Here is an 18837-nt window from a genome sequence, read left to right on the forward strand (position 1 = left end):
GTGCGAAGGGATGGTATGCGAACCTGATGAAGACTGCGACCGCCGGCCGCAGGGGCGGGCTATTGCCTGCGCCTACAATGCCGTGTCTCCCCCGTTGCCCGTGAAGACCTCTTGAGCGCTGCCGAAACGACCCCTGACGGCCTGTCCCCGGAAGCTGAAACCGCCCGCCAGCGGCGTGTGCGCACGGCCTGGCTGGCTGATCTGGCACGCTCGGCCCGGGGCCGCCAGCGTCTGGCCGCGCTGTGCATCAGCCTGTCCGGCGCGCTGTTGATCGGCCAGGCCGCCGCCATCGCCTGGCTGGTGCAGCAGGTGCTGGTGGAGCGCGCGTCGCTGTCCTCGGGGCTGCCGGTGCTGGCGGGACTGGCGGTGATCCTGGTGCTGCGCACCTTGCTGGGCAGCGCCACCCAGGCCGCTGCCGGTGACGTGGCCGATGCCGCGCGCCTGGCACTGCGCGAACGCGTGTTCGCGCGCCTGCTGGGCCATGGCCCGCTGTGGCTGCGGCAGCGCCGCACCGGTGAACTGGGCGAACTGATGCTGCATCACGGTGATGCGATCGAGAGTTATTACAGCGGCTTCCTGCCGGTGCGCACCGAAGTGGTGGTGGTGCCGCTGCTGATCCTGGCCGCGGTGGCCTGGGTGGACTGGGTGGTGGCGCTGATCCTGCTGTTCACCGCGCCGCTGGTGCCGTTCTTCATGATGCTGGTGGGCTGGGGCGCCGAAGCCGCCGGGCGCGCGCAGCTGGGTGAACTGGCGCGCATGAGCGGCCATTTCGCCGACCGGATCAAGGGCCTGGGCCTGCTGCGCCTGTATGGACGCGGTGACGCCGAGCTGGAGGGCATCGAGGCCGCCGCCGAAGGCGTGCGCGTGCGCACGCTGAAGGTGCTGCGCATCGCGTTCCTGTCGTCCACGGTGCTGGAATTCTTCGCCTCGGTCAGCGTGGCGATGGTCGCGCTGTACCTCGGTCTGAGCTATCTGGGCATGATGTCGCTGCATGCAGCGGTGCCGACGCTGGGTGCAGGCCTGTTCTGCCTGCTGCTGGCCCCGGAGTTCTATGCGCCGCTGCGACGGCTGGCCGCGCACTACCACGATCGTGCCAATGCACTGGCCGCCGCCGCCGAAGTGGAGCGCCTGCTGCAATCGCTGCCGGACGAGCAGGGCCTGATCGAGAACGAGGTTGCACCGCTGGCGGTGGAGCCGGCCGAGGCCGCCCTGCCGCCGCTGCAGGCACAGGGGCTGGTGCTGCGCCCGCTGGGTGCGCCGCAGGACGTGCTGCAGGATCTGGACCTGCTGCTGGAGCCGGGCCAGCGCCTGGCCCTGGTCGGTCCCAGCGGGTCCGGCAAAAGCACGCTGCTGGAGGCGCTGGCCGGCTGGCTGCCGCCGCGTGCCGGCAAGCTGCAGCTGCGGCCCGGCATGCAGGTGGCCTATGCCAGCCAGCGACCGTACCTGTTCCACGGCAGCATCGCCGACAACCTGCGCCTGGCCGATCCCGGTGCCAGCGATGCACGGCTGCGCGCGGTGGCCGAGGCCTCGCAGGTCCTGCAGTTTGCCCAGCGCCTGCCGCAGGGGCTGGACACGGTGATCGGCGAGCGCGGCTTCGGCCTGTCCGGTGGCGAAGCCCGCCGCATCGGCCTGGCCCGCCTGTTGCTGCGTGATCCGCAGGTGCTGCTGTTGGACGAGCCCACCGCATTCCTCGATGCCGATACCGAAGCGGCCCTGCTGCGCAGCCTGGCGGCGTATGCACGCGGGCGCAGCGTGGTGGTCGCCACCCACAGCCCGGCGGTGATCGCGTGGGCTGACCGTTGCCTGCTGTTGCCGGAAGGCCGCCTGGTGGAACCGGCACAGGCGGTGCGCGCATGAGCCGCTCGCCTGATTCGCTGCGCGCGGTGTTCCTGCGCCACCGGCCGCGCCTGTTGCTGACCATGCTGCTGCTGTGGACCACGATGCTGGCCGGCACGGCGCTGCTCGGCCTGTCCGGTGGTTTCCTCACGGCGGCTGCGCTGGCCGGTGCGGCCGGCCTCGGCCAGGGCTTCAATTTCTTCTCACCCTCGGCCGGCATCCGTGGCCTGACCATGGCGCGCATCGTGTCGCGCTACTTCGAAAAGCTGGTCGGCCACGATGCCACGCTGCGCATCGCCCGCGACCTGCGCGTGTGGTTCTTCCGCCGCGCGCTGCCACTTGCCCCGGCACGGTTGGGGGCCACGCGTACCGGCGAGTTGCTGGCGCGGCTGCTGGGGGACATCGGCGAAGTGGATGGACTGCTGGTGCGTGCGATCGGGCCGCTGGTGGCGCTGGGTGCGCTGTCAGTGGTGGCGGTCGCCTCGGCAGCGCTGATCCTGCCCGCGGCAGCGGTGCTGCTGGCGGTGCTGGCGCTGCTGATCGCCTTCGGCGTGCCGTGGCTGGGCGTGCGTGGCCACGAGGACGAAGAGGCCGATCGTGCCGCGCATCGTGCCGCACTGCGTACCGCCGCGTTCGAAGGGCTGGAAGGGGCCGGTGATCTGGCCGCGCTGCATGCCGATGCGGCCTGGCAGCTGAAGGTGCGCGTGGCCGCCAAGCAGCTGGCCTCGCGTGATCGTCGTCGGCGTTGGCGCCTGATCGCGGCCTCGACCCTGCACGGCCTGGTCGCCGGGCTGGGGCTGGTGGCGATGCTGGCGCTGGCGCTGCACGCCGCCGAACAACAGCGCATCGCGCCGGAGATGGCCGCGGGCCTCGTGTTCCTGACCGTGGCGCTGATCGAGCTGTGGGCGGGCATGGGCCTGGCCTGGCAGTCGCTGCAGTCCGGGCGCATTGCGGCCGATCGCCTGCAGGCCATCGTCGAACAACCGCCGACGGTGCAGGATCCGCAGGCGCCGCAGCCGGTGCCGCAGGCGGCGCGCGTGCATTGGGATGACGTGCATTTCCAGTGGCCGGGTGCCGCGCGGCCGGTGCTGTCCGGCCTGCAGCTGACCCTGGCGCCGGGCGAACGCATCGCGATTCGCGGCGACAGCGGCAGTGGCAAGACCACGCTGTCCAGCCTGCTGTTGCGGCTGTGGGATCCGCAGCAGGGGCGAATCACCTATGGTGGCCGCGACCTGCGCGACGTCGCCCAGGCCGAGTGGCACCGCCAGCTGGCCTGGCTGCCGCAGAACGCACCGGTGTTTGCCGGCACGGTGGCCGAGAACCTGCGGCTGGGTGATCCCGACGCCAGCGACGCCGCGTTGTGGGCGGTGCTGCGCCGCGTTCGCCTGGGTGACTGGGCCGAGCACAACGGTGGCCTGCAGGCCTGGGTCGGCGAGAACGGCGCGACGATGTCGGCCGGCCAGGCGCGACGGCTGGCGCTGGCGCGCGCGCTGTTGCGCGATGCGCCGATCCTGCTGCTGGACGAACCGACCGAAGGCCTGGACGTGGATACCGCACGCGCGCTGCTGCAGGACCTTTCCGGATTGCTGGACGGGCGCAGCCTGCTGATGATCACCCACGACGACCTGCCCGACGGCGTGGTCGATGCGCAGTACCGGTTGCGTGATGGGGTGTTGGAGCGCGAAGCGTGAAAACATCCCGGTAGTGCCGGCCGCTGGCCGGCAACCTTATGGCGTTTCACGCGGATACGTGATTGCCGGCCAACGGCCGGCACTACCGATTGCGAGGGTTACCGCGAGAACTCGCGCAGCATCACCGCGATCGAGGCGACGTTGGCCAGCACGCACAGCCAGAACACCCACTGGAACTCGGCTTTGCGGTGCTTGTGGCGGAACAGCGCCTGACCCAGCAGCGCGCCGGGCCAACCGCCGGCGAAGGCGAGCAGCTGCAGGGTGCGCTCGGGAATCCGCCATTGCTTTCGCTGTGCCGCGCGCTTGTCGTGGCCATACAGCCCGAACGACACCGCGCTGGCCAGCAGGCACCAGCCACCCAGCCACAGCGGCAGCACACCGCTGATCATCAAGGCGGCCAGCGCGCCGAATGCGGCCAGCGCGAGGTTACGCCGCCACGCCACTTACAGCGCGTCGAGGAAGCCGCGCACGGCCGGGCCGAAACGCTCGAAATCGACGAGGAAGGCATCATGGCCCTGCGGCGATTCCAGCCCGACGAAGCGCGCATCGGCACCGCCGGCACGCAGGCCGTCGGCGACCTGTTGCTGCTGCTGCACCGGGAACAGGATGTCGGTGTTGGCGCCGATCGCCAGCGCCTTCTCCACCCGGATCTTCGCCAGCCCGGCCAGCACGTCGCCGTCGGCGTACTCGGCCAGGTCGAACCAGTCCATCGAGCGGCTCAGGTACAGATAGCAGTTCGGATCGAAGAAGCGCACGAAGCGCCGTGCGTGGCCTTCCAGATAGCTTTCCACCTGGAATTCGAGGCCGAACGGATCGTCGTCGGCCTGGTCCGAATCCAGCCGCACGCGGCCGAAACGGCCATCCCATTCCAGTGCCGAGCGGTAGGTGATCACGCCGAGCTTGCGCGCCATGCGCATGCCGGACTCGGGGTACTCGACATCGTCGTAGCGACCGCCATTCCAGCGCGGATCGAGACGGATCGCCTCGCGCTGCAGCGAGCGGATCGCGATCGAGAACGGCAGTGCCTGCGCACTGCCGGAAATGTTGACGTGGCTGCGCGCGATGCCCGGATGCAGCATCAGCACCGCCAGTGCGGTCATGCCGCCCATTGAATTGCCGACCACGCAGGCCAGCTGTCCGATGCCCAGTGCACGCACGACTTCGATCGCGGCGCGTGCGCCGTCTTCGATCGACAGCTCGGGGAAGTCCAGGCGATAGGGCTCACCGCTCGCCGGATTGAGCGAAGCGGGGCCGGTCGAGCCCTTGCAGCTGCCCAGCGAGTTCACGCACACCACGAACCAGCGATCGGTATCGATCGGCTTGCCGGGGCCGACCATGCCTTCCCACCAGCCCGGTGCCGGGTTGGCCTCGTTGGCCGCTGCATGCGCGTCCGGCGACAGGCCGGTCACGATCAGGATCGCATTGCTGGCGTCCGCCGCCAGCGTTCCCCAGGTTTCATAGGCCACGCGTGCGCCATGCAGGGCGCCACCGCGCTTGAACGGGAATGGCGAGGGCAGGGCGTGGAAGCGGGTGCCGGGCGGGATGAATTCGGTCATGCAGTCATTCTAGCGGGGCCGCATGTGGAGCTGGCGACACGCTGGTTTCCATCGACGATGCACCCGGTAGTGCCGGCCGTTGGCCGGCAACCTCATGAACCTTGATGCGCCCGCGTGGTTGCCGGCCAGCGGCCGGCACTACCTGCGGAGCGTCAAGGGAACCGCAATTCCACCACGCCTTCATGCGGCAGGCTCACCTTCACCGGAACGCTCTGCAGGTCGTCCTCGCTGCGGTTGGCGCTGCCGCTGCGCGAGATGCGTGCCAGCACTTCCACTTCGCGATGGGCCGACAGCGGTGCGGTTGGCATCGGGCTGTCACCGTCGCCCAGCCCGACCGTGGCCGGGAAACCGGCCAGGGGCAGCTTGCGTGCGGCCACTGGCATCGGCGGTCCGCCTACGGCGCGGGCCAGTACGAACACCTGGGTGCTGGCGGGCCACTCGGCGTTCTTCAGCGCAGGCAGCTGCACACGCACCTGCAGCAGCGCTGGTGGCGCCGCAGCGGTAGCATTGGGCGCCTGGCCGGCGGCCTCGCGGGCGATGGCGATCTGTGCCTGCAGCGCCTGCGCGGCACCCGGTTCCAGTCGTGGCAACAGGCCGCTCCACACATCCGCGGCCTCGGCATTCTTTCCGCGCTGGCGCAGCGCGATGCCCAGCAGCCAGCTGGCGCGCTCGGCATCGGGTGCCTGCGCACGGGCCTGCTGCAACCAGGCCATCGCGGTGTCATCGAACTGCTTGCCGGCATCGGCCTGCGCGCGCGCCTGCGCGGCTTCTACCAGCACGCCCGGATCGTCCGGTGCCAATGCGGCGGCCCTCGCGAAGGCGTCTGCCGCGGCCGAGACATTGCCCAGTTCGGCCTGCGACCGGCCCAGCAGCGCCCAGCCATCAGCCCGCTGCGGGTCGCGCTTCAGTGCCTCCTGCAGGGCCTGCACGCCATCGCGCAGGGTGGCTACCGATGGCGTCGGTTGTACCTGTGCTGCACGCGGATCACCGACCAGCAGATACAGGCAGGCACCGGCCACGCCCAGCGCGAGCACGCCCACCACGAAACCGCGGCGCCCATGCTGGCGCAGTGGCCACAGCACGAGCGCCGCCATCAGCGCGGCCACCAGCCCAGCCAGCATCGGCAGCCAATGGCTCACCATCCGTCTCCCTCATCGGCCTTGCTGGCCGGCACGGCGGCGACCGCGCGGCCACGGCGGCGGACGATGCCCAGCACCACCAGTGCGCCGGCGCCGAGCACCAGCAGCGGGCCGCCCCACAGCAGCCAGGTACCCGGTTGCAACGGCGGCTGGTAGAGCACGAACTCACCGTAGCGGGCGACCAGGAACTGCTTGATCTGCGCGTCGTCGTGGCCCTGCTGCATCAGCTGCAGCACCTCGCGACGCAGGTCCTGGGCGATCTGCGCGTTGGAGTCGGCCAGCGACTGGTTCTGGCACTGCACGCAGCGCAGCTGCGCGGCCAGGTCATGGAAGCGGCGTTCTTCGGCGCCATCGCGGAACTGCAGCGGCTGCGGATCGTGCAGCGGCTGCTGGGCCAGCACGGCCAGCGGCAGCATCAGGAGCAGCAGCGCCAGCAGCCAGCGCATGGGCTCAGGGCGCCGTATGCAGGGTGTTGCCGGCACTGGCCTGGGCCTTCTCGATCTTCTGCAGCGCCGGGATCAGCTTCTCGTCCACCACGCGCTGGGTCATCGCACCGCTGTACTTCCAGCGCACGATGCCGCTGCCATCGACCAGGAAGGTCTCCGGTGCCGCGGTCACGCCCCAGTCGATCGCGGTGCGGCCTTCAACGTCGCTGAGCACCACCATGAACGGGTTGCCCAGCTGTTCCAGCCAGTGCAGCGCGTCGGTCGGGTCGTCCTTCCAGTTGTAGCCGATCACGCGCACGCGCTTGCTCTCGGCGAAACGGGTCAGCACCGGGTGCTCCTCGCGGCAGGCCGCGCACCAGCTGCCCCACACGTTCAGCAGGTAGGGCGCGCCGCGCAGGTCGTCGCTGTGCACGATCATTTCCGGGTCGTGCAGCACCGGCAGCGCGAACGCCGGCGCCGGCTTGTCGATCAGCGCCGACGGCAGCACGTCGCGCTGCGGATCACCCGATTTCATCACCCCGTAGATCATCAGCCCGAGCAGGCCGAAGAAGAACAGCACGCCGATCACGATGGCTACCGGCGGCAGCGGGCGGGAGGGGCGCGGGGCGGGGGACTCGGACATGGGAACTCCTACGGACGACGGAAACGGCGGTCGGCGGCGGTGATGAATCCGCCCAGGGCCATCAGCAGCGCGCCCAGCCAGATCCAGCGCACGAACGGCTTGATGTGCACCCGGACCGCCCATGCATTGTTGCCCAGCGGCTCGCCCAATGCCACGTAGACATCACCATCGAAGCGTGCATCGATGCCCGCCTCGGTCATCACCTGGCCACCGCTGGCGTACTGGCGCTTCTCCGGGTGCAGCAGCGCCAGCTCGCGGCCGTTGCGGAACACGCGCAGGTGCCCACGGTCGGCGATGAAATTCGGCCCTTCGCGATGGTCCACGCCCTCGAAGCGCACTTCATGGCGGCCGATCACCAGCTGCTGGCCCGGTGCCAGTGCCACCTCGCGCTGCACGTTCAACGCTTCCACCAGCAGCGCGCCGGCCAGGAACACGGCGATGCCGGCATGGGCGACGATCATGCCGAGCATTTCGGCGGTGAAGCGGCCATTGCCGCGCAGGCGCTGCCAGACGAAGCGCGCGGTACCCAGCCCGACCCACGCCGCAGCGGCTACGCCGATGCCGGCCTTCCAGCCGTTCTGCGGCGCCTGCCACCACGCCAGCGCGCCCAGCAGCAGCGCCAGGCCCAGCCACGGTGCCAGCAGCGCGAACGCGCGCGAAGGCTGGTCGCGCTGCCACTTCACCAGCGGGCCGAACGGCAGCAGCAGGATCATCGGCGCCATCAGCAGCAGGAACAGGCTGCCGAAGTAGGGCGGTCCGACCGAGATCTTGCCCAGCGACAGCGCATCGGCCAGCAGCGGGTACAGCGTGCCGAGCAGCACCATCGCGCAGGCGGTGGCCAGCAGCAGGTTGTTGGCCAGCAGCAGGGTCTCGCGCGAGGTGGCGGTGAAGCCACGGCGCGGATCGTCGGCGTCCACGCTCAGCTGGCTGGCACGCAACGCATAAAGCAGCAGGCTGCCGCCCACCAGCACCGACAGGAACACCAGGATGAACAGGCCGCGCGAGGGATCGGCGGCGAACGAATGCACGCTGGTCAGCACGCCGGAGCGCACCAGGAACGTGCCCAGCAGCGACAGCGCGAAGGCGGCGATCGCCAGCAGCAGGGTCCAGCTGCCGAAGGTGCCACGCTTTTCGGTGACGGCCTGCGAATGGATCAGCGCGGCGCCGACCAGCCAGGGCATGAAGCTGGCGTTCTCCACCGGGTCCCAGAACCACCAGCCGCCCCAGCCCAGCTCGTAATAGGCCCACCAGCTGCCCAGCGCGATGCCCAGGGTCAGGAACCCCCAGGCGACGTTGGTCCACGGCCGCGTCCAGCGCAGCCAGCGTGCGTCGACGCGGCCTTCCAGCAGTGCGGCAACCGCGAATGCGAACGGCACCGCGAAGCCGACATAGCCCAGGTACAGCATCGGCGGATGGATGATCAGCCCCGGGTCCTGCAGCAGCGGATTGAGGTCGCGGCCTTCCAGCGGCGCCGGGTTCAGGCGCAGGAACGGGTTGGAGGTAAAGATCAGGAAGGCGAGGAAGCCGACGCTGACCACGCCCATCACCGCCAGTACGCGCGCCTGCACCGGCGCCGGCAGGTGCCGCGAGAACAGCGCCACCGCGCCGGTCCACAGCGCCAGCACCAGCGCCCACATCAGCAGCGAGCCCTCGTGCGCGCCCCAGACCGCCGAGTAGCGGTAGACCATCGGCAGCAGCGAATTGGAGTTCTCGGCCACGTAGCGCACCGAGAAGTCCTGCTGCACGAACGCGGCGGTCAGCACCGCGAACGCGCCGGCGACCAGCAGCAGCTGCGCGAACGCGGCAGGTCGTGCCACCGCCATCCACGCGGTGTTGTTGCGCTGCGCGCCGACCAGCGGCAGGCCGGCCTGCAGCAGCGAGGCCAGCAACGCGCACAGCAGCAGGATCTGACCCAGTTCGGGCAACACTCAGCGCACCTCGGGTGCCGTCACCGGCACGTCGTGCTTGCGATGGGCGTCGCCCATCTTGTCGGCCACTTCCTTCGGTACGTATTTTTCATCGTGCTTGGCCAGCACTTCGTCGGCGACGAAGGTGCCGTCCTGCAGGCGGCCGCTGGCGACCACCGCCGTGCCTTCGGCGAACATGTCCGGCAGGATCCGCGACGTGGTCACCGCCAGTTGCGCGTCGCCGTCGGTCACTTCAAAGCGTGCCTCCAGCGAGCCGACCGGTCGGTTGAAGGAGCCTTTCACCACCATGCCGCCGAGGCGGAAGCGCGATTGCGCATCGACATCGCCGCGCAGCACTTCCGAAGGCGTGTACAGGTAGGCGATGTTGCGCTCCAGTGCCATCGCCACCAGCGCGGTGGCCAGGCCGGAGGCGAGCAGGGCCAGCAGCACCCACACCAGGCGGCGACGCTGTACCGGGGTCATCGTTCCAGCTCCGTCGACAACGGCGCCGTTGCGTCCTGCCTGCCGGCGCGGGTCTGCTGCCGCTGCTGCCGGGCCAGTGCCAGCCGACGCGCCACGCGCAGGCGCAGCCACGAACCGATGGCATCGGCGCTGAGCACCAGCACGAACACGGCGTAGGCGCCGATCACATAGGGCAGGTGGGTCATGGCTGGGCCTCCCGGGCCGGGCGTTCGGCATCGACGCGGCCGCCGACCCAGGCCTTGCCGGCCTCGCGGTCGAGATTGTCGGCGCGGGCCTTGGCCAGCACCGAACCGGCGAACCAGAACTTGGTGCCGATCACCATCCACCACAGCGGCGCGATCATCGCGCTGCTGATCGCCGATTCACCGAACACGCTGATCGACTGGCGCTGGTGCAGGCCGCCCCACCAGTCCACCGAGTAGCGGATCACCGGCAGCAGGCTGACGCCGACGATGGCCAGCAGGCCCGCCGCGCGCGCGGCGCTGCGGCGGTCCTCGATGGCGTGGTACAGGCCGATCACGCCCAGGTACAGGAACAGCAGCACCAGCTCGCTGGTCATGCGCGGGTCCCAGTCCCACCAGGTGCCCCAGGTGCCCTTGCCCCAGATGCTGCCGGTCAACAGGGTGATCAGGGTGAAGCCGGCACCCATCGGCGCACAGGCCATGGCCAGGATCTCGCAGACCTTGATCCGCCAGATCAGTGCGATGGCCGCATACAGCGCCATCAGCGCGAACACGAACAGGCTCATCCAGGCACTGGGTACGTGGATGTAGAGGATGCGGAAGCTGTCCAGCTGCTTGGCTTCCGGCGGTACCACCAGCAGCGCCTGCCACATGCCGACCAGCAGCACCGGCACCGCCGCGAGGTAGAACACCCGCGACCAGCGGGCAGCGAAACGGTCGAACGTGGGGGGCGAACCGAGTTGGTGGAACCAGCGGACAATCGGATTCATGCGTGGCGGCTATCCAGCAGGGGTGGATTGGCTCTCAGCTCGGTCAACTCAGAGAAATACGTATTGCAGCGGCGGTGGCCAGCGGCGCCAGCACCAACGCGACCAGCAGGCCGGCGCCCAGCATCAGCAGCGCACCGACCGGATCCTGCCCGCGTCCGGCTGCCGCCAGGCTGCCTGCGCCGAACACCAGCACCGGCACGTACAGCGGCAACGACAGCAGCGCCACGAGAATACCAGAGCGTCGGATGCCTACGGTCAGCGCGGCGACCACGCCACCGATCAGGCTCAGCAATGGTGTTCCCAGCAGCAACGATGCCAGCAACATCGGCAGCTGGTCATGCGGCAGATGCAGCATTTCGGCCAGCAGCGGGCTGACCACGATCAGCGGCAGCGCGGTGGTGGCCCAATGCAGCAGCACGCGCACCAGCACCAGCCAGGCCAGCGGCACCGGCGCCAGCAGCCATTGTTCCAGCGAGCCGTCCTCGGCGTCGGAACGGAACAGCGAATCCAGCGACAGCTGTCCCGCCAGCAGCACGGCCAGCCACAGCACCGCACCGGCGGTGGCGCCCAGCAGCTGCGGCTCGCGGCCCTGGGCCAGCGCGAACAGCACCACTACCAGCAGGGCGAACAGCAGCGGCTGCAGCGCATCGCCGCGGCGGCGCCAGAGCAGGCGCAGGTCGCGCTTGAGCAGGGCGCCCGCGGTCTGCCACAGGCCCGGTTCCGTACCCGGCGCGATCATGCGGCACCGCCGAGGTCGAGCTGGCGGGTACGCACCGGCGGTGCGGCATAGGCGCCATGGGTGGTGACCAGCGCAGCGCCTCCGGCGCGCAGGTGCGCCGAAATCATCCGGTTGACCAGGGTGATGCCCTCCAGGTCGAGGTTGGCATAGGGTTCGTCGAGCAGCCACAGCGGCGCCGGCGACAGCCAGATGCGCGCCAGTGCCAGCCGCCGCTTCTGTCCGGCCGACAGATGCCGTACCAGGGTGTCCTCGTAACCGGCCAGGCCGACGATGGCCAGTGCGTTGCCGGGCATCTGCCGCGCACGCCGTCCGTGAAGGCCACACAGGAAATGCAGGTTTTCCAGCGTGCCGAGGTCCGGCTTCAGCGCCGGCAGGTGGCTGAGGTAGGCGACATACCGCGCGCGCTCGGCATTGCTGGCCGGCTTGCCGTCGATCCGCACCTGGCCAGCACCGGGCCGGGCCAGGCCGGCCAGCACGCGCAGCAGGGTGGTCTTGCCGGCGCCATTGCCGCCCTGCACCAGCAGGGCTTCGCCGGCATCCACATGGAAGTCCAGCGGGCCGAACACCGGCTCGTCATTGCGGGAGAAGCTCAGGCCGCTGGCGGCCAGCAATGCAGGGGTGTTCAAGGGGCAAAGGTCTTCATGCCGGAGTGCGGCGGCAATTGTAGCGGTGAATGCCTGCGGTAGTGCCGGCCGCTGGCCGGCAATTCCCCAGGGTGCCAGTCGCGTGGGCCGAGGTTGCCGGCCAGCGGCCGGCACTACCGTCGCGCGGATTGCGTAAACTCGGATCCCTTGTTCCCCCACAGCCCAGGCCGATGCAACCCACCACCAAGCTGCCCAAGGTCGGTACCACGATCTTCACCGTGATGTCCCAGCTCGCCGCCGAACACGGCGCGGTCAACCTGGGCCAGGGTTTTCCGGATTTTTCGGCGCCGCAGCGCCTGATCGACGAGACCGCCAAGGCGATGGCCGCCGGGCTGAACCAGTACCCGCCGATGACCGGTGTGGCACCGCTGCGCCAGGCCATCGCGCAGAAGGCGCTGGACTGCTACGGTGCGCAGGTCGACGCGGACAGCGAGATCACTGTCACCAGCGGCGGTACCGAGGCCATCTTCAACGCCATCCACGCCGTGGTGCGTGCGGGCGAGGAAGTGATCGTGCTCGACCCGGCGTATGACTGCTACGAACCGGCGATCGACCTGGCCGGCGCCAAGGCCGTGCATGTGTCGCTCGATCCGCAGACGTTCGCGGTCGACTGGGATCGCGTGCGTGCAGCGATCACCCCGCGCACCCGCATGCTGATCGTCAACACCCCGCACAACCCGTCCGGCGCGATGCTGTCGGCGCAGGACATGCAGGCGCTGGCCGAGCTGCTGCGCGGCACGCAGATCTACCTGATCTCCGATGAGGTGTACGAACACATCATCTACGACGGGCGCCGCCATGAATCGGCGCTGCGCTACCCGGAACTGCGTGAGCGCGCGTTCGTCATCTCCAGCTTCGGCAAGACCTACCACTGCACCGGCTGGAAGATCGGCTATGCGATCGCCCCGCCGGCGCTGACCGCCGAGTTCCGCAAGGTGCACCAGTACAACACCTTCACCAGCTTCGGCCCGGCGCAGTATGGCTTCGCCGCGATGATCCGCGACGAGCCCGAACACCACCTGGAGCTGGGTGCGTTCTACCAGGCCAAGCGCGATCGCTTCCGCGAGCAGCTGGCCGGCACCCGCCTGAAGGCGCTGCCGGTGCCGGGCGGCTACTTCCAGCTGGTCGACTACTCGGCCATCAGCGACCTGCCGGACCATGAGTTCGTGAAGTGGCTGACCATCGAGAAGGGCGTCACCGCCATCCCGCTGTCGCCGTTCTACGAGAACCCGCCGGCCGGCCAGCGCCTGGTGCGGCTGTGCTTTGCCAAGAACGAAGCGACCATGGACGCGGCGATCGAACGCCTGCGCCTGCTGTGAGCGGAGGCACGGACATGCAGGACCTGCGCATTTCCCTCGTCCAGGGCGACACCCGCTGGCATGACCCGGCGGGCAACCGCGCCTACTACGGTGCGTTGCTGGCACCGCTGACCGGCACCACCGACCTGGTAATCCTGCCGGAGACCTTCACCAGTGGCTTCTCCAACGACGCCATCGCCCAGGCCGAAGGCATGGATGGCCCGACCGTGGCCTGGGTGCGTGAACAGGCCCAGGCCTTGAACGCAGCGGTGATCGGCAGCGTGCAGCTGCGCGAGGGCGACGGCGTCTACAACCGCCTGCTGTTCGCCACGCCCGATGGCGAGCTGCAGTACTACGACAAGCGCCACCTGTTCCGTTACGGCGGCGAGCACGAGCGTTATGCCGCCGGCCGTGAGCGCCTGAGCGTGGAATGGAAGGGCTGGCGGATCAATCCGCAGGTCTGCTACGACCTGCGTTTCCCGGTGTTCTGCCGCAACCGCTTCAATGTGGAGCGTCCGCAGCAGCTGGATTTCGACCTGCAGATCTTCGTTGCCAACTGGCCGTCGGCGCGCGCCTATGCGTGGAAGACCCTGCTGCGTGCGCGGGCGATCGAGAACCTGTGCTTCGTGGCGGCGGTGAACCGCATCGGCGTGGATGGCAACCAGCTGCACTACGCCGGCGACAGCGCCGTGCTGGATTTCCTTGGCCAGCCGCAGGTGGAGATCCGCGAGCGCGAACAGGTGGTCACCACCACCATCTCGTCCGAGGCGCTGGCCGCGCACCGCGCGCGCTTCCCGGCGATGCTCGATGCCGATGCCTTCCACCTGGACGAGCAGGCCTGAACGTCGCCGCACCAGCGTGCGCGCCTGCATCCAACGTGCACGTGCGCGCTGCTAGATTCGCCGGCAGTCCGACCGAACTGGAAGTCCTGCCATGAACAAGCCCCTCGCCCTGCTGCTGGCCCTGTCCGCTGCAACGCTGGCCCCGGCCGCGCACGCTGCCGGCAACCTTGATTGCCAGCTGCGCTATAACCTGTCCGGTTGGTCACTGATCTACAAGACCGCCTCCGGCAATGGCACGGTCAGCTGCAGCAACGGCACCAGCCTGCCGGTGCGCATCGAAGTGAAGGGCGGCGGCCTGACCGTGGGCAAGTCGAAGATCACCAATGGCCGTGGCAGCTTCACTGGTGCCGTGAGCGTCAACGAGCTGCTGGGCACCTACGCCTCGGTGGGCGCGCATGCGGGCGCCGTGAAGTCCAGCAATGCGCAGGTGATGACCAAGGGCGACATCTCGCTGGCCCTGTCCGGCACCGGCAAGGGCTGGGACCTGGGCGTGGACGGCGCCGCCTTCACCATCAGCCGCCGCTGACAACAAAAAAGGGACGGAGGGGATTAAGTCGTTTGTGCCTTTAACGACTTGATCCCCTCCGTCCCCTTTTTGTATCAGATGCCGTCGGTGTTGGTGCGCACGATCAGCTTCCAGCGGATGTCGCCCTCGTGGGGCGCGTGCTGGTGATGGGATTGGGGCGGGAATGGATCGTTCTTGTTGCACGTCACTTCACGCTTGCAGCCCTTGCACCGATAGATGCCCGAGACCTGGACCTTCTCAGCCGGGCCATGCGTGTCAGTCCATACCTGTGTGACCTTCTCTGCCTGCAGGTGCGCTGCTACGGTGTACCACGCCATCGTCACTGCCTCATGTTGGGGATGAGGCTTCACGATAGGCGTTCATCGCGTTGCTCGCGTCGACCTATGGCACTAATTGCACGTTTTCAAAGAATTCCTAGTTCACGCTTTTCATCCGCGCATGGCGTGGGTCTACCAACGGATCGACCCACCAGACAAAGAAAAACCCCGGCCTGCGCCGGGGTTTTTCATGTCAGCGTGGCTGCCGATCAGCCGCCGCGCGGGCCGCTGCGGCGCGGGCCGCCCGGACCACGATTGCCGCCGGGGCCACCCGGGCCACGGTTGCCACCCGGACCACCGGGACCACGGTTACCGCCCGGGCCACGGTTGTTGCCACCGCCCGGACCGCGACCGCCCGGACGGGCGCCCTGTGCCGGCTTCGGGCTGCCATACGGGTTGAAGCCCGGCGTGGCGTGGTCGGACGGGAAGCTCGGGGCGTTGCCCGGATGACCGTACGGGTGCTTGTTGCCCTGGCCCTGCGAGCGGTTGCCGGCACCGGCCGGACGACCCTGGCCGCCTGCGCCGCCACGGCCTTCACCACCGAAACCGCCACGGCCCTGGCCGCCACCGGCGCCAGCGCCCGGACCCTTCGGCTTGCCGTACGGACGGCCCTGGCCGCCTGCACCCGGACCACGGGCACCGGGGCCGCGTGCGCCCGGACCGGCGTTGCGATGGCCGCTCGGGCCGGTGCTCACGCCATCCGGCACGTACCAGGTGCGGAACGCGGCCGGGTTGCCTTCCGGCAGCGAACGATCGTTCTTCTGGGCGCGCTGCTTGAACGGCTTCTGCGACTGCTTGGCTGCCGCTTCACCGCTGACCGTCAGGCCGCCCTTGAAGCCGCCACCCTTGCCGCCGCGACCACGGCCGCGATCTTCGCGGACGTTGTCGAAACGACGCAGCTCGCGGCCTTCGTCAGCGGTGTTGTGGCCGTTGACGTAGGCGTTGCCACGGCCACCTTCGCGCACGCGCACGGTGGTCTTGGCGGCGCGGCGCTGGCCGATCACCGGCTGCAGCGTCAGTGCCGACGGTGCGCCTTCTTCCAGCTTCAGCTGCGCGCGCAGGGCTTCAACCTGCGCGGTGCCCAGTTCCACCGAATGGCCGCGGGCCAGTTCGCGCGGCAGGCTCACCTTGCCATAGCGGGTGCGCTTCAGGCGGCTGACCTGGCAGCCCTGCGATTCCCACAGGCGGCGCACTTCGCGGTTGCGGCCTTCCTTCACCACGACGCGGAACCAGTCGTGCGAATCGGTGCCGCCGATGCGTTCGATCTCATCGAACTTGGCCGGGCCGTCTTCCAGCGCGACGCCACGGGTGAGGCGGTCGACGATGGCGTCGGAGACCTTTTCCTCGCCTTCCGGCGCACGCACGCGCACCACGTACTCGCGCTCGACCTCGAACGACGGGTGCATCATGGCGTTGGCCAGCTCACCGTCGGTGGTGGCCAGCAGCAGGCCGGTGGTGTTGATGTCCAGGCGGCCAATGGCGATCCAGCGCGCGCCCTTCAGCGGCGGCAGCGATTCGAATACGGTCGGGCGACCTTCCGGATCATCGCGGGTGGTCACTTCGCCTTCCGGCTTGTTGTAGACCAGCACGCGCGACGGCTCGGCCAGGGCGGTGGCGACGAAGCCGCGGCCGTCCAGCTCGATCTTGTCGCCGCTCTTGACCGACATACCGGTCTGCGCGACTTCACCGTTGACCTTGACCAGGCCTTCGGCGATGCGCTGTTCCAGCGCGCGGCGCGAGCCAAGGCCGGCCTGGGCCAGCACCTTGTGCAGGCGCTCTTCCAGCTTGAACTGTTCGGAGGTGGCTTCGCGCTTCAGCGAGAGCTTGTTACGGGGGGTGTCACTCATCAGTTTTGCTCCGGCCGACGGTTTCGAGGTCGGCCTCTGGTTCGGAATCGGCTTGGTCAACAGCCACGGTCGTCATCGCGACGGCGTTGTCTTCGCGTTCGTTCACTGGCACCGCGCGCTCGCCCGGCGCGGAATCGGGGTGCCCATCATCGAGGGGCGAAGGTGCTTGCTCATCGGTGGCCGACGCAGGGGCTGCATCGACGGAATCAGGGGTGTCACTGCCGGCCAGGCCGGTGTCATCGTTCGCGGCAGCGCCATCGGCGCCGGCCGAGATGTCCGGGCCCTCGGCACCGGCGACGGCAGGTGCATCGCGGTCCAGGGACAGCTGCGGTTCCAGCTCGCCCAGGTCCTTCAGTTCCGACAGTGGCGGCAGTTCGTCCAGCCGCTTCAGGCCGAAATAATCCAGGAAGCCCTTGGTGGTGCCGAACAGGGCAGGCTTGCCAGGCACGTCGCGGTGGCCGACCACGCGGATCCATTCGCGTTCTTCCAGCGCCTGGATGATGTTGCTGCTGACCGCCACGCCGCGCACCTGTTCGATCTCGCCGCGGGTGATCGGTTGCCGGTAGGCGATCAGCGCCAGGGTTTCCAGGGTGGCACGGGTGTAGCGGGTCTTGCGCTCGGTCCACAGCCGGCTGATCCAGCCATGCACTTCGCCGGTGACCTGGTAGCGGAAGCCGGAGGCGACCTCGACCAGTTCCACGCCGCGGCCTTCGCAGGCTTCGCGCAGGCGTTCCAGCGCGCGTTCGATGCTGCCCGGCGGTGCCGGTTCCTCTTCCGGGAACAGGTCCTTCAGCTGGGCCAGGGTGAGCGGCTGGCTGGAAGCCAGCAGGGCACCCTCGACAATGCGGTTGATCAGCGATTGATCCATCGGCAGTCAGCGCTCACTCGTCTGCATTGGCGGCGTCGTTGTCGTCGAACTCGCTGCTGAACTGCAGCGGGGCGTTGGTGTTGCCGGCCGCCAGCGACTTCACGTAGATCGGCGCCAGCGGTTCTTCCTGGACGATGTCCAGCAGCTGTTCCTTGGCCAGTTCCAGCACCGCCAGGAACGTGACCAGCACGCCCAGCTTGCCTTCTTCAGCCGTGAACAGCCCTTCAAAACGATAGAACTTGCCGTCTTCCAGGCGTCCCAGCACTTCGCCCATGCGTTGCCGCACGCTCAGTGCCTCACGCTTGATGGCGTGGCCGCTGAACAGCTCGGCGCGCTTGAGCACGTCGTGCAGGGCCAGCAGCATTTCCTTCAGGTCCACCGGCGGCGGCAGCTTCACCGTGGTGCGTTCGGGCATGAAGGCGTGTGCCAGGCTGGTGTCGCGGTCCTGGCGGGGCAGGGCGTCGATGTCCTCGGCGGCCTGCTTGAAGCGTTCGTACTCCTGCAGCCGGCGCACCAGCTCGGCGCGCGGGTCGGCCTCGTCGCCTTCCTCGCTGACCGGGCGCGGCAGCAGCATCCGCGACTTCACCTCGGCCAGGATCGCGGCCATCACCAGGTACTCGGCCGCCAGCTCGAAGCGCAGCTCACGCATCACGGTGATGTATTCCACGTACTGCCGGGTGATCTCGGCGACGGGAATGTCCAGCACATCCAGGTTCTGGCGGCGGATCAGGTACAGCAGCAGGTCCAGCGGGCCTTCGAAGGCATCCAGGATGACTTCCAGCGCGTCCGGCGGAATGTACAGGTCCTGCGGAATCTGCAGGACCGGTTGCCCATGCACCACGGCCAGCGGCATTTCCTGCTGCTGGGGGGCGGGCGGCCGGGTTGGCGGGTTCGCGTCGAGCGCGAGTTCGGAAGTCATCTAATGGAGATCAGGATTGCAACGGACCAGTCGCGGCACCGGGTTCGCCGGGCCAACGCCACGGAGCCCCAGGGCACCAGACACGCCGGGATCGGCGCGATTCCACACATATCAAACAGCAGGACGCGCCGCAGTAAACGGCAGCGACAGAACTACGGGGAGGTCGTCTACGTGGCCCGGCCGGGTGGTCCGGTTTGAAGCAGCG

At 68.9% G+C, this 18837-nt stretch carries 20 protein-coding genes; 5 read left to right on the forward strand and 15 right to left on the reverse strand.

The features are described 5' to 3' along the window. Nucleotides 1–111: 111 nt before the first annotated feature. Nucleotides 112–1857, forward strand: a complete 1746-nt coding sequence (gene cydD, locus BKE09_RS18930; RefSeq protein ID WP_075677253.1) for a thiol reductant ABC exporter subunit CydD — start codon at nt 112–114, stop codon at nt 1855–1857. Further along, a complete protein-coding gene (gene cydC, locus BKE09_RS18935) occupies nt 1854–3527 on the forward strand; it encodes a thiol reductant ABC exporter subunit CydC (RefSeq protein ID WP_075677255.1) in 1674 nt (557 codons plus the stop codon). The genes cydD and cydC overlap by 4 nt, the downstream gene beginning before the upstream one ends. Nucleotides 3528–3625: 98 nt before the next feature. Here cydC and BKE09_RS18940 read toward each other — a convergent pair whose 3' ends face one another. The 11 genes from BKE09_RS18940 to ccmA form a co-directional block, all read right to left on the reverse strand. Next, nucleotides 3626–3970: a DUF1294 domain-containing protein gene (locus tag BKE09_RS18940; protein ID WP_014037842.1), complete on the reverse strand. Its 345-nt coding sequence runs from the start codon at nt 3968–3970 to the stop codon at nt 3626–3628. Continuing rightward, nucleotides 3971–5083 (reverse strand): homoserine O-acetyltransferase, encoded by a 1113-nt coding sequence (locus tag BKE09_RS18945; RefSeq protein ID WP_075677257.1) that lies wholly within the window; start codon nt 5081–5083, stop codon nt 3971–3973. A 152-nt stretch (nt 5084–5235) separates the two neighbouring features. Next, nucleotides 5236–6225, reverse strand: a complete 990-nt coding sequence (locus BKE09_RS18950) for a tetratricopeptide repeat protein (protein WP_075677259.1) — start codon at nt 6223–6225, stop codon at nt 5236–5238. Further along, nucleotides 6219–6668 carry a cytochrome c-type biogenesis protein gene (locus BKE09_RS18955; RefSeq protein ID WP_014037839.1) on the reverse strand — a complete coding sequence of 150 codons (450 nt, stop codon included), beginning with the start codon at nt 6666–6668 and terminating at the stop codon, nt 6219–6221. The genes BKE09_RS18950 and BKE09_RS18955 overlap by 7 nt, the downstream gene beginning before the upstream one ends. Nucleotides 6669–6672: 4 nt before the next feature. Next, entirely contained in the window at nt 6673–7290 is a 618-nt protein-coding gene (locus tag BKE09_RS18960) for a DsbE family thiol:disulfide interchange protein (RefSeq protein ID WP_014037838.1), read from the reverse strand. An 8-nt stretch (nt 7291–7298) separates the two neighbouring features. After that, nucleotides 7299–9218, reverse strand: coding sequence for a heme lyase CcmF/NrfE family subunit (locus BKE09_RS18965; RefSeq protein ID WP_075677261.1), 1920 nt, complete (start codon nt 9216–9218; stop codon nt 7299–7301). Then, complete coding sequence (gene ccmE, locus BKE09_RS18970; protein ID WP_014647764.1) at nt 9219–9680, reverse strand: cytochrome c maturation protein CcmE; 462 nt, start codon at nt 9678–9680, stop codon at nt 9219–9221. Then, a complete protein-coding gene (gene ccmD / locus BKE09_RS18975; RefSeq protein ID WP_075677263.1) occupies nt 9677–9865 on the reverse strand; it encodes a heme exporter protein CcmD in 189 nt (62 codons plus the stop codon). Before ccmD ends, ccmE begins: the two co-directional genes overlap by 4 nt. Continuing rightward, nucleotides 9862–10632, reverse strand: coding sequence for a heme ABC transporter permease CcmC (gene ccmC, locus BKE09_RS18980; protein WP_049442658.1), 771 nt, complete (start codon nt 10630–10632; stop codon nt 9862–9864). Before ccmC ends, ccmD begins: the two co-directional genes overlap by 4 nt. 43 nt (nt 10633–10675) lie before the next feature. Beyond that, nucleotides 10676–11371: a heme exporter protein CcmB gene (gene ccmB, locus BKE09_RS18985; RefSeq protein WP_075677265.1), complete on the reverse strand. Its 696-nt coding sequence runs from the start codon at nt 11369–11371 to the stop codon at nt 10676–10678. Then, nucleotides 11368–11997: a heme ABC exporter ATP-binding protein CcmA gene (gene ccmA / locus BKE09_RS18990; protein WP_014037834.1), complete on the reverse strand. Its 630-nt coding sequence runs from the start codon at nt 11995–11997 to the stop codon at nt 11368–11370. The genes ccmB and ccmA overlap by 4 nt, the downstream gene beginning before the upstream one ends. A gap of 188 nt (nt 11998–12185) precedes the next feature. Here ccmA and BKE09_RS18995 point away from each other — a divergent pair, with 188 nt between their 5' ends. From BKE09_RS18995 to BKE09_RS19005, 3 genes are all read left to right on the forward strand, one after another. Beyond that, nucleotides 12186–13334 (forward strand): pyridoxal phosphate-dependent aminotransferase, encoded by a 1149-nt coding sequence (locus BKE09_RS18995; RefSeq protein WP_075677267.1) that lies wholly within the window; start codon nt 12186–12188, stop codon nt 13332–13334. A 14-nt stretch (nt 13335–13348) separates the two neighbouring features. After that, on the forward strand, nt 13349–14155 hold the full coding sequence (locus BKE09_RS19000; protein WP_075677269.1) for an amidohydrolase: 807 nt from the start codon (nt 13349–13351) through the stop codon (nt 14153–14155). Nucleotides 14156–14246: 91 nt separating this feature from the next. Then, nucleotides 14247–14681, forward strand: coding sequence for a hypothetical protein (locus tag BKE09_RS19005; RefSeq protein ID WP_075677271.1), 435 nt, complete (start codon nt 14247–14249; stop codon nt 14679–14681). A gap of 74 nt (nt 14682–14755) precedes the next feature. Here BKE09_RS19005 and BKE09_RS19010 read toward each other — a convergent pair whose 3' ends face one another. The 4 genes from BKE09_RS19010 to BKE09_RS19025 all read right to left on the reverse strand — a co-directional run bounded on the left by BKE09_RS19010 (nt 14756) and on the right by BKE09_RS19025 (nt 18632). Continuing rightward, on the reverse strand, nt 14756–14998 hold the full coding sequence (locus BKE09_RS19010; RefSeq protein ID WP_075677273.1) for a protein L: 243 nt from the start codon (nt 14996–14998) through the stop codon (nt 14756–14758). A 209-nt stretch (nt 14999–15207) separates the two neighbouring features. Further along, nucleotides 15208–16845, reverse strand: coding sequence for a pseudouridine synthase (locus tag BKE09_RS19015; protein ID WP_075677275.1), 1638 nt, complete (start codon nt 16843–16845; stop codon nt 15208–15210). Next, nucleotides 16838–17713, reverse strand: coding sequence for an SMC-Scp complex subunit ScpB (gene scpB, locus BKE09_RS19020; protein WP_075677277.1), 876 nt, complete (start codon nt 17711–17713; stop codon nt 16838–16840). The genes BKE09_RS19015 and scpB overlap by 8 nt, the downstream gene beginning before the upstream one ends. A gap of 13 nt (nt 17714–17726) precedes the next feature. Beyond that, nucleotides 17727–18632, reverse strand: coding sequence for a ScpA family protein (locus BKE09_RS19025; protein WP_075677279.1), 906 nt, complete (start codon nt 18630–18632; stop codon nt 17727–17729). Nucleotides 18633–18837: the final 205 nt, after the last annotated feature.

The organism is Stenotrophomonas sp. TD3, assembly GCF_001939825.1.
Classification (GTDB): domain Bacteria; phylum Pseudomonadota; class Gammaproteobacteria; order Xanthomonadales; family Xanthomonadaceae; genus Stenotrophomonas.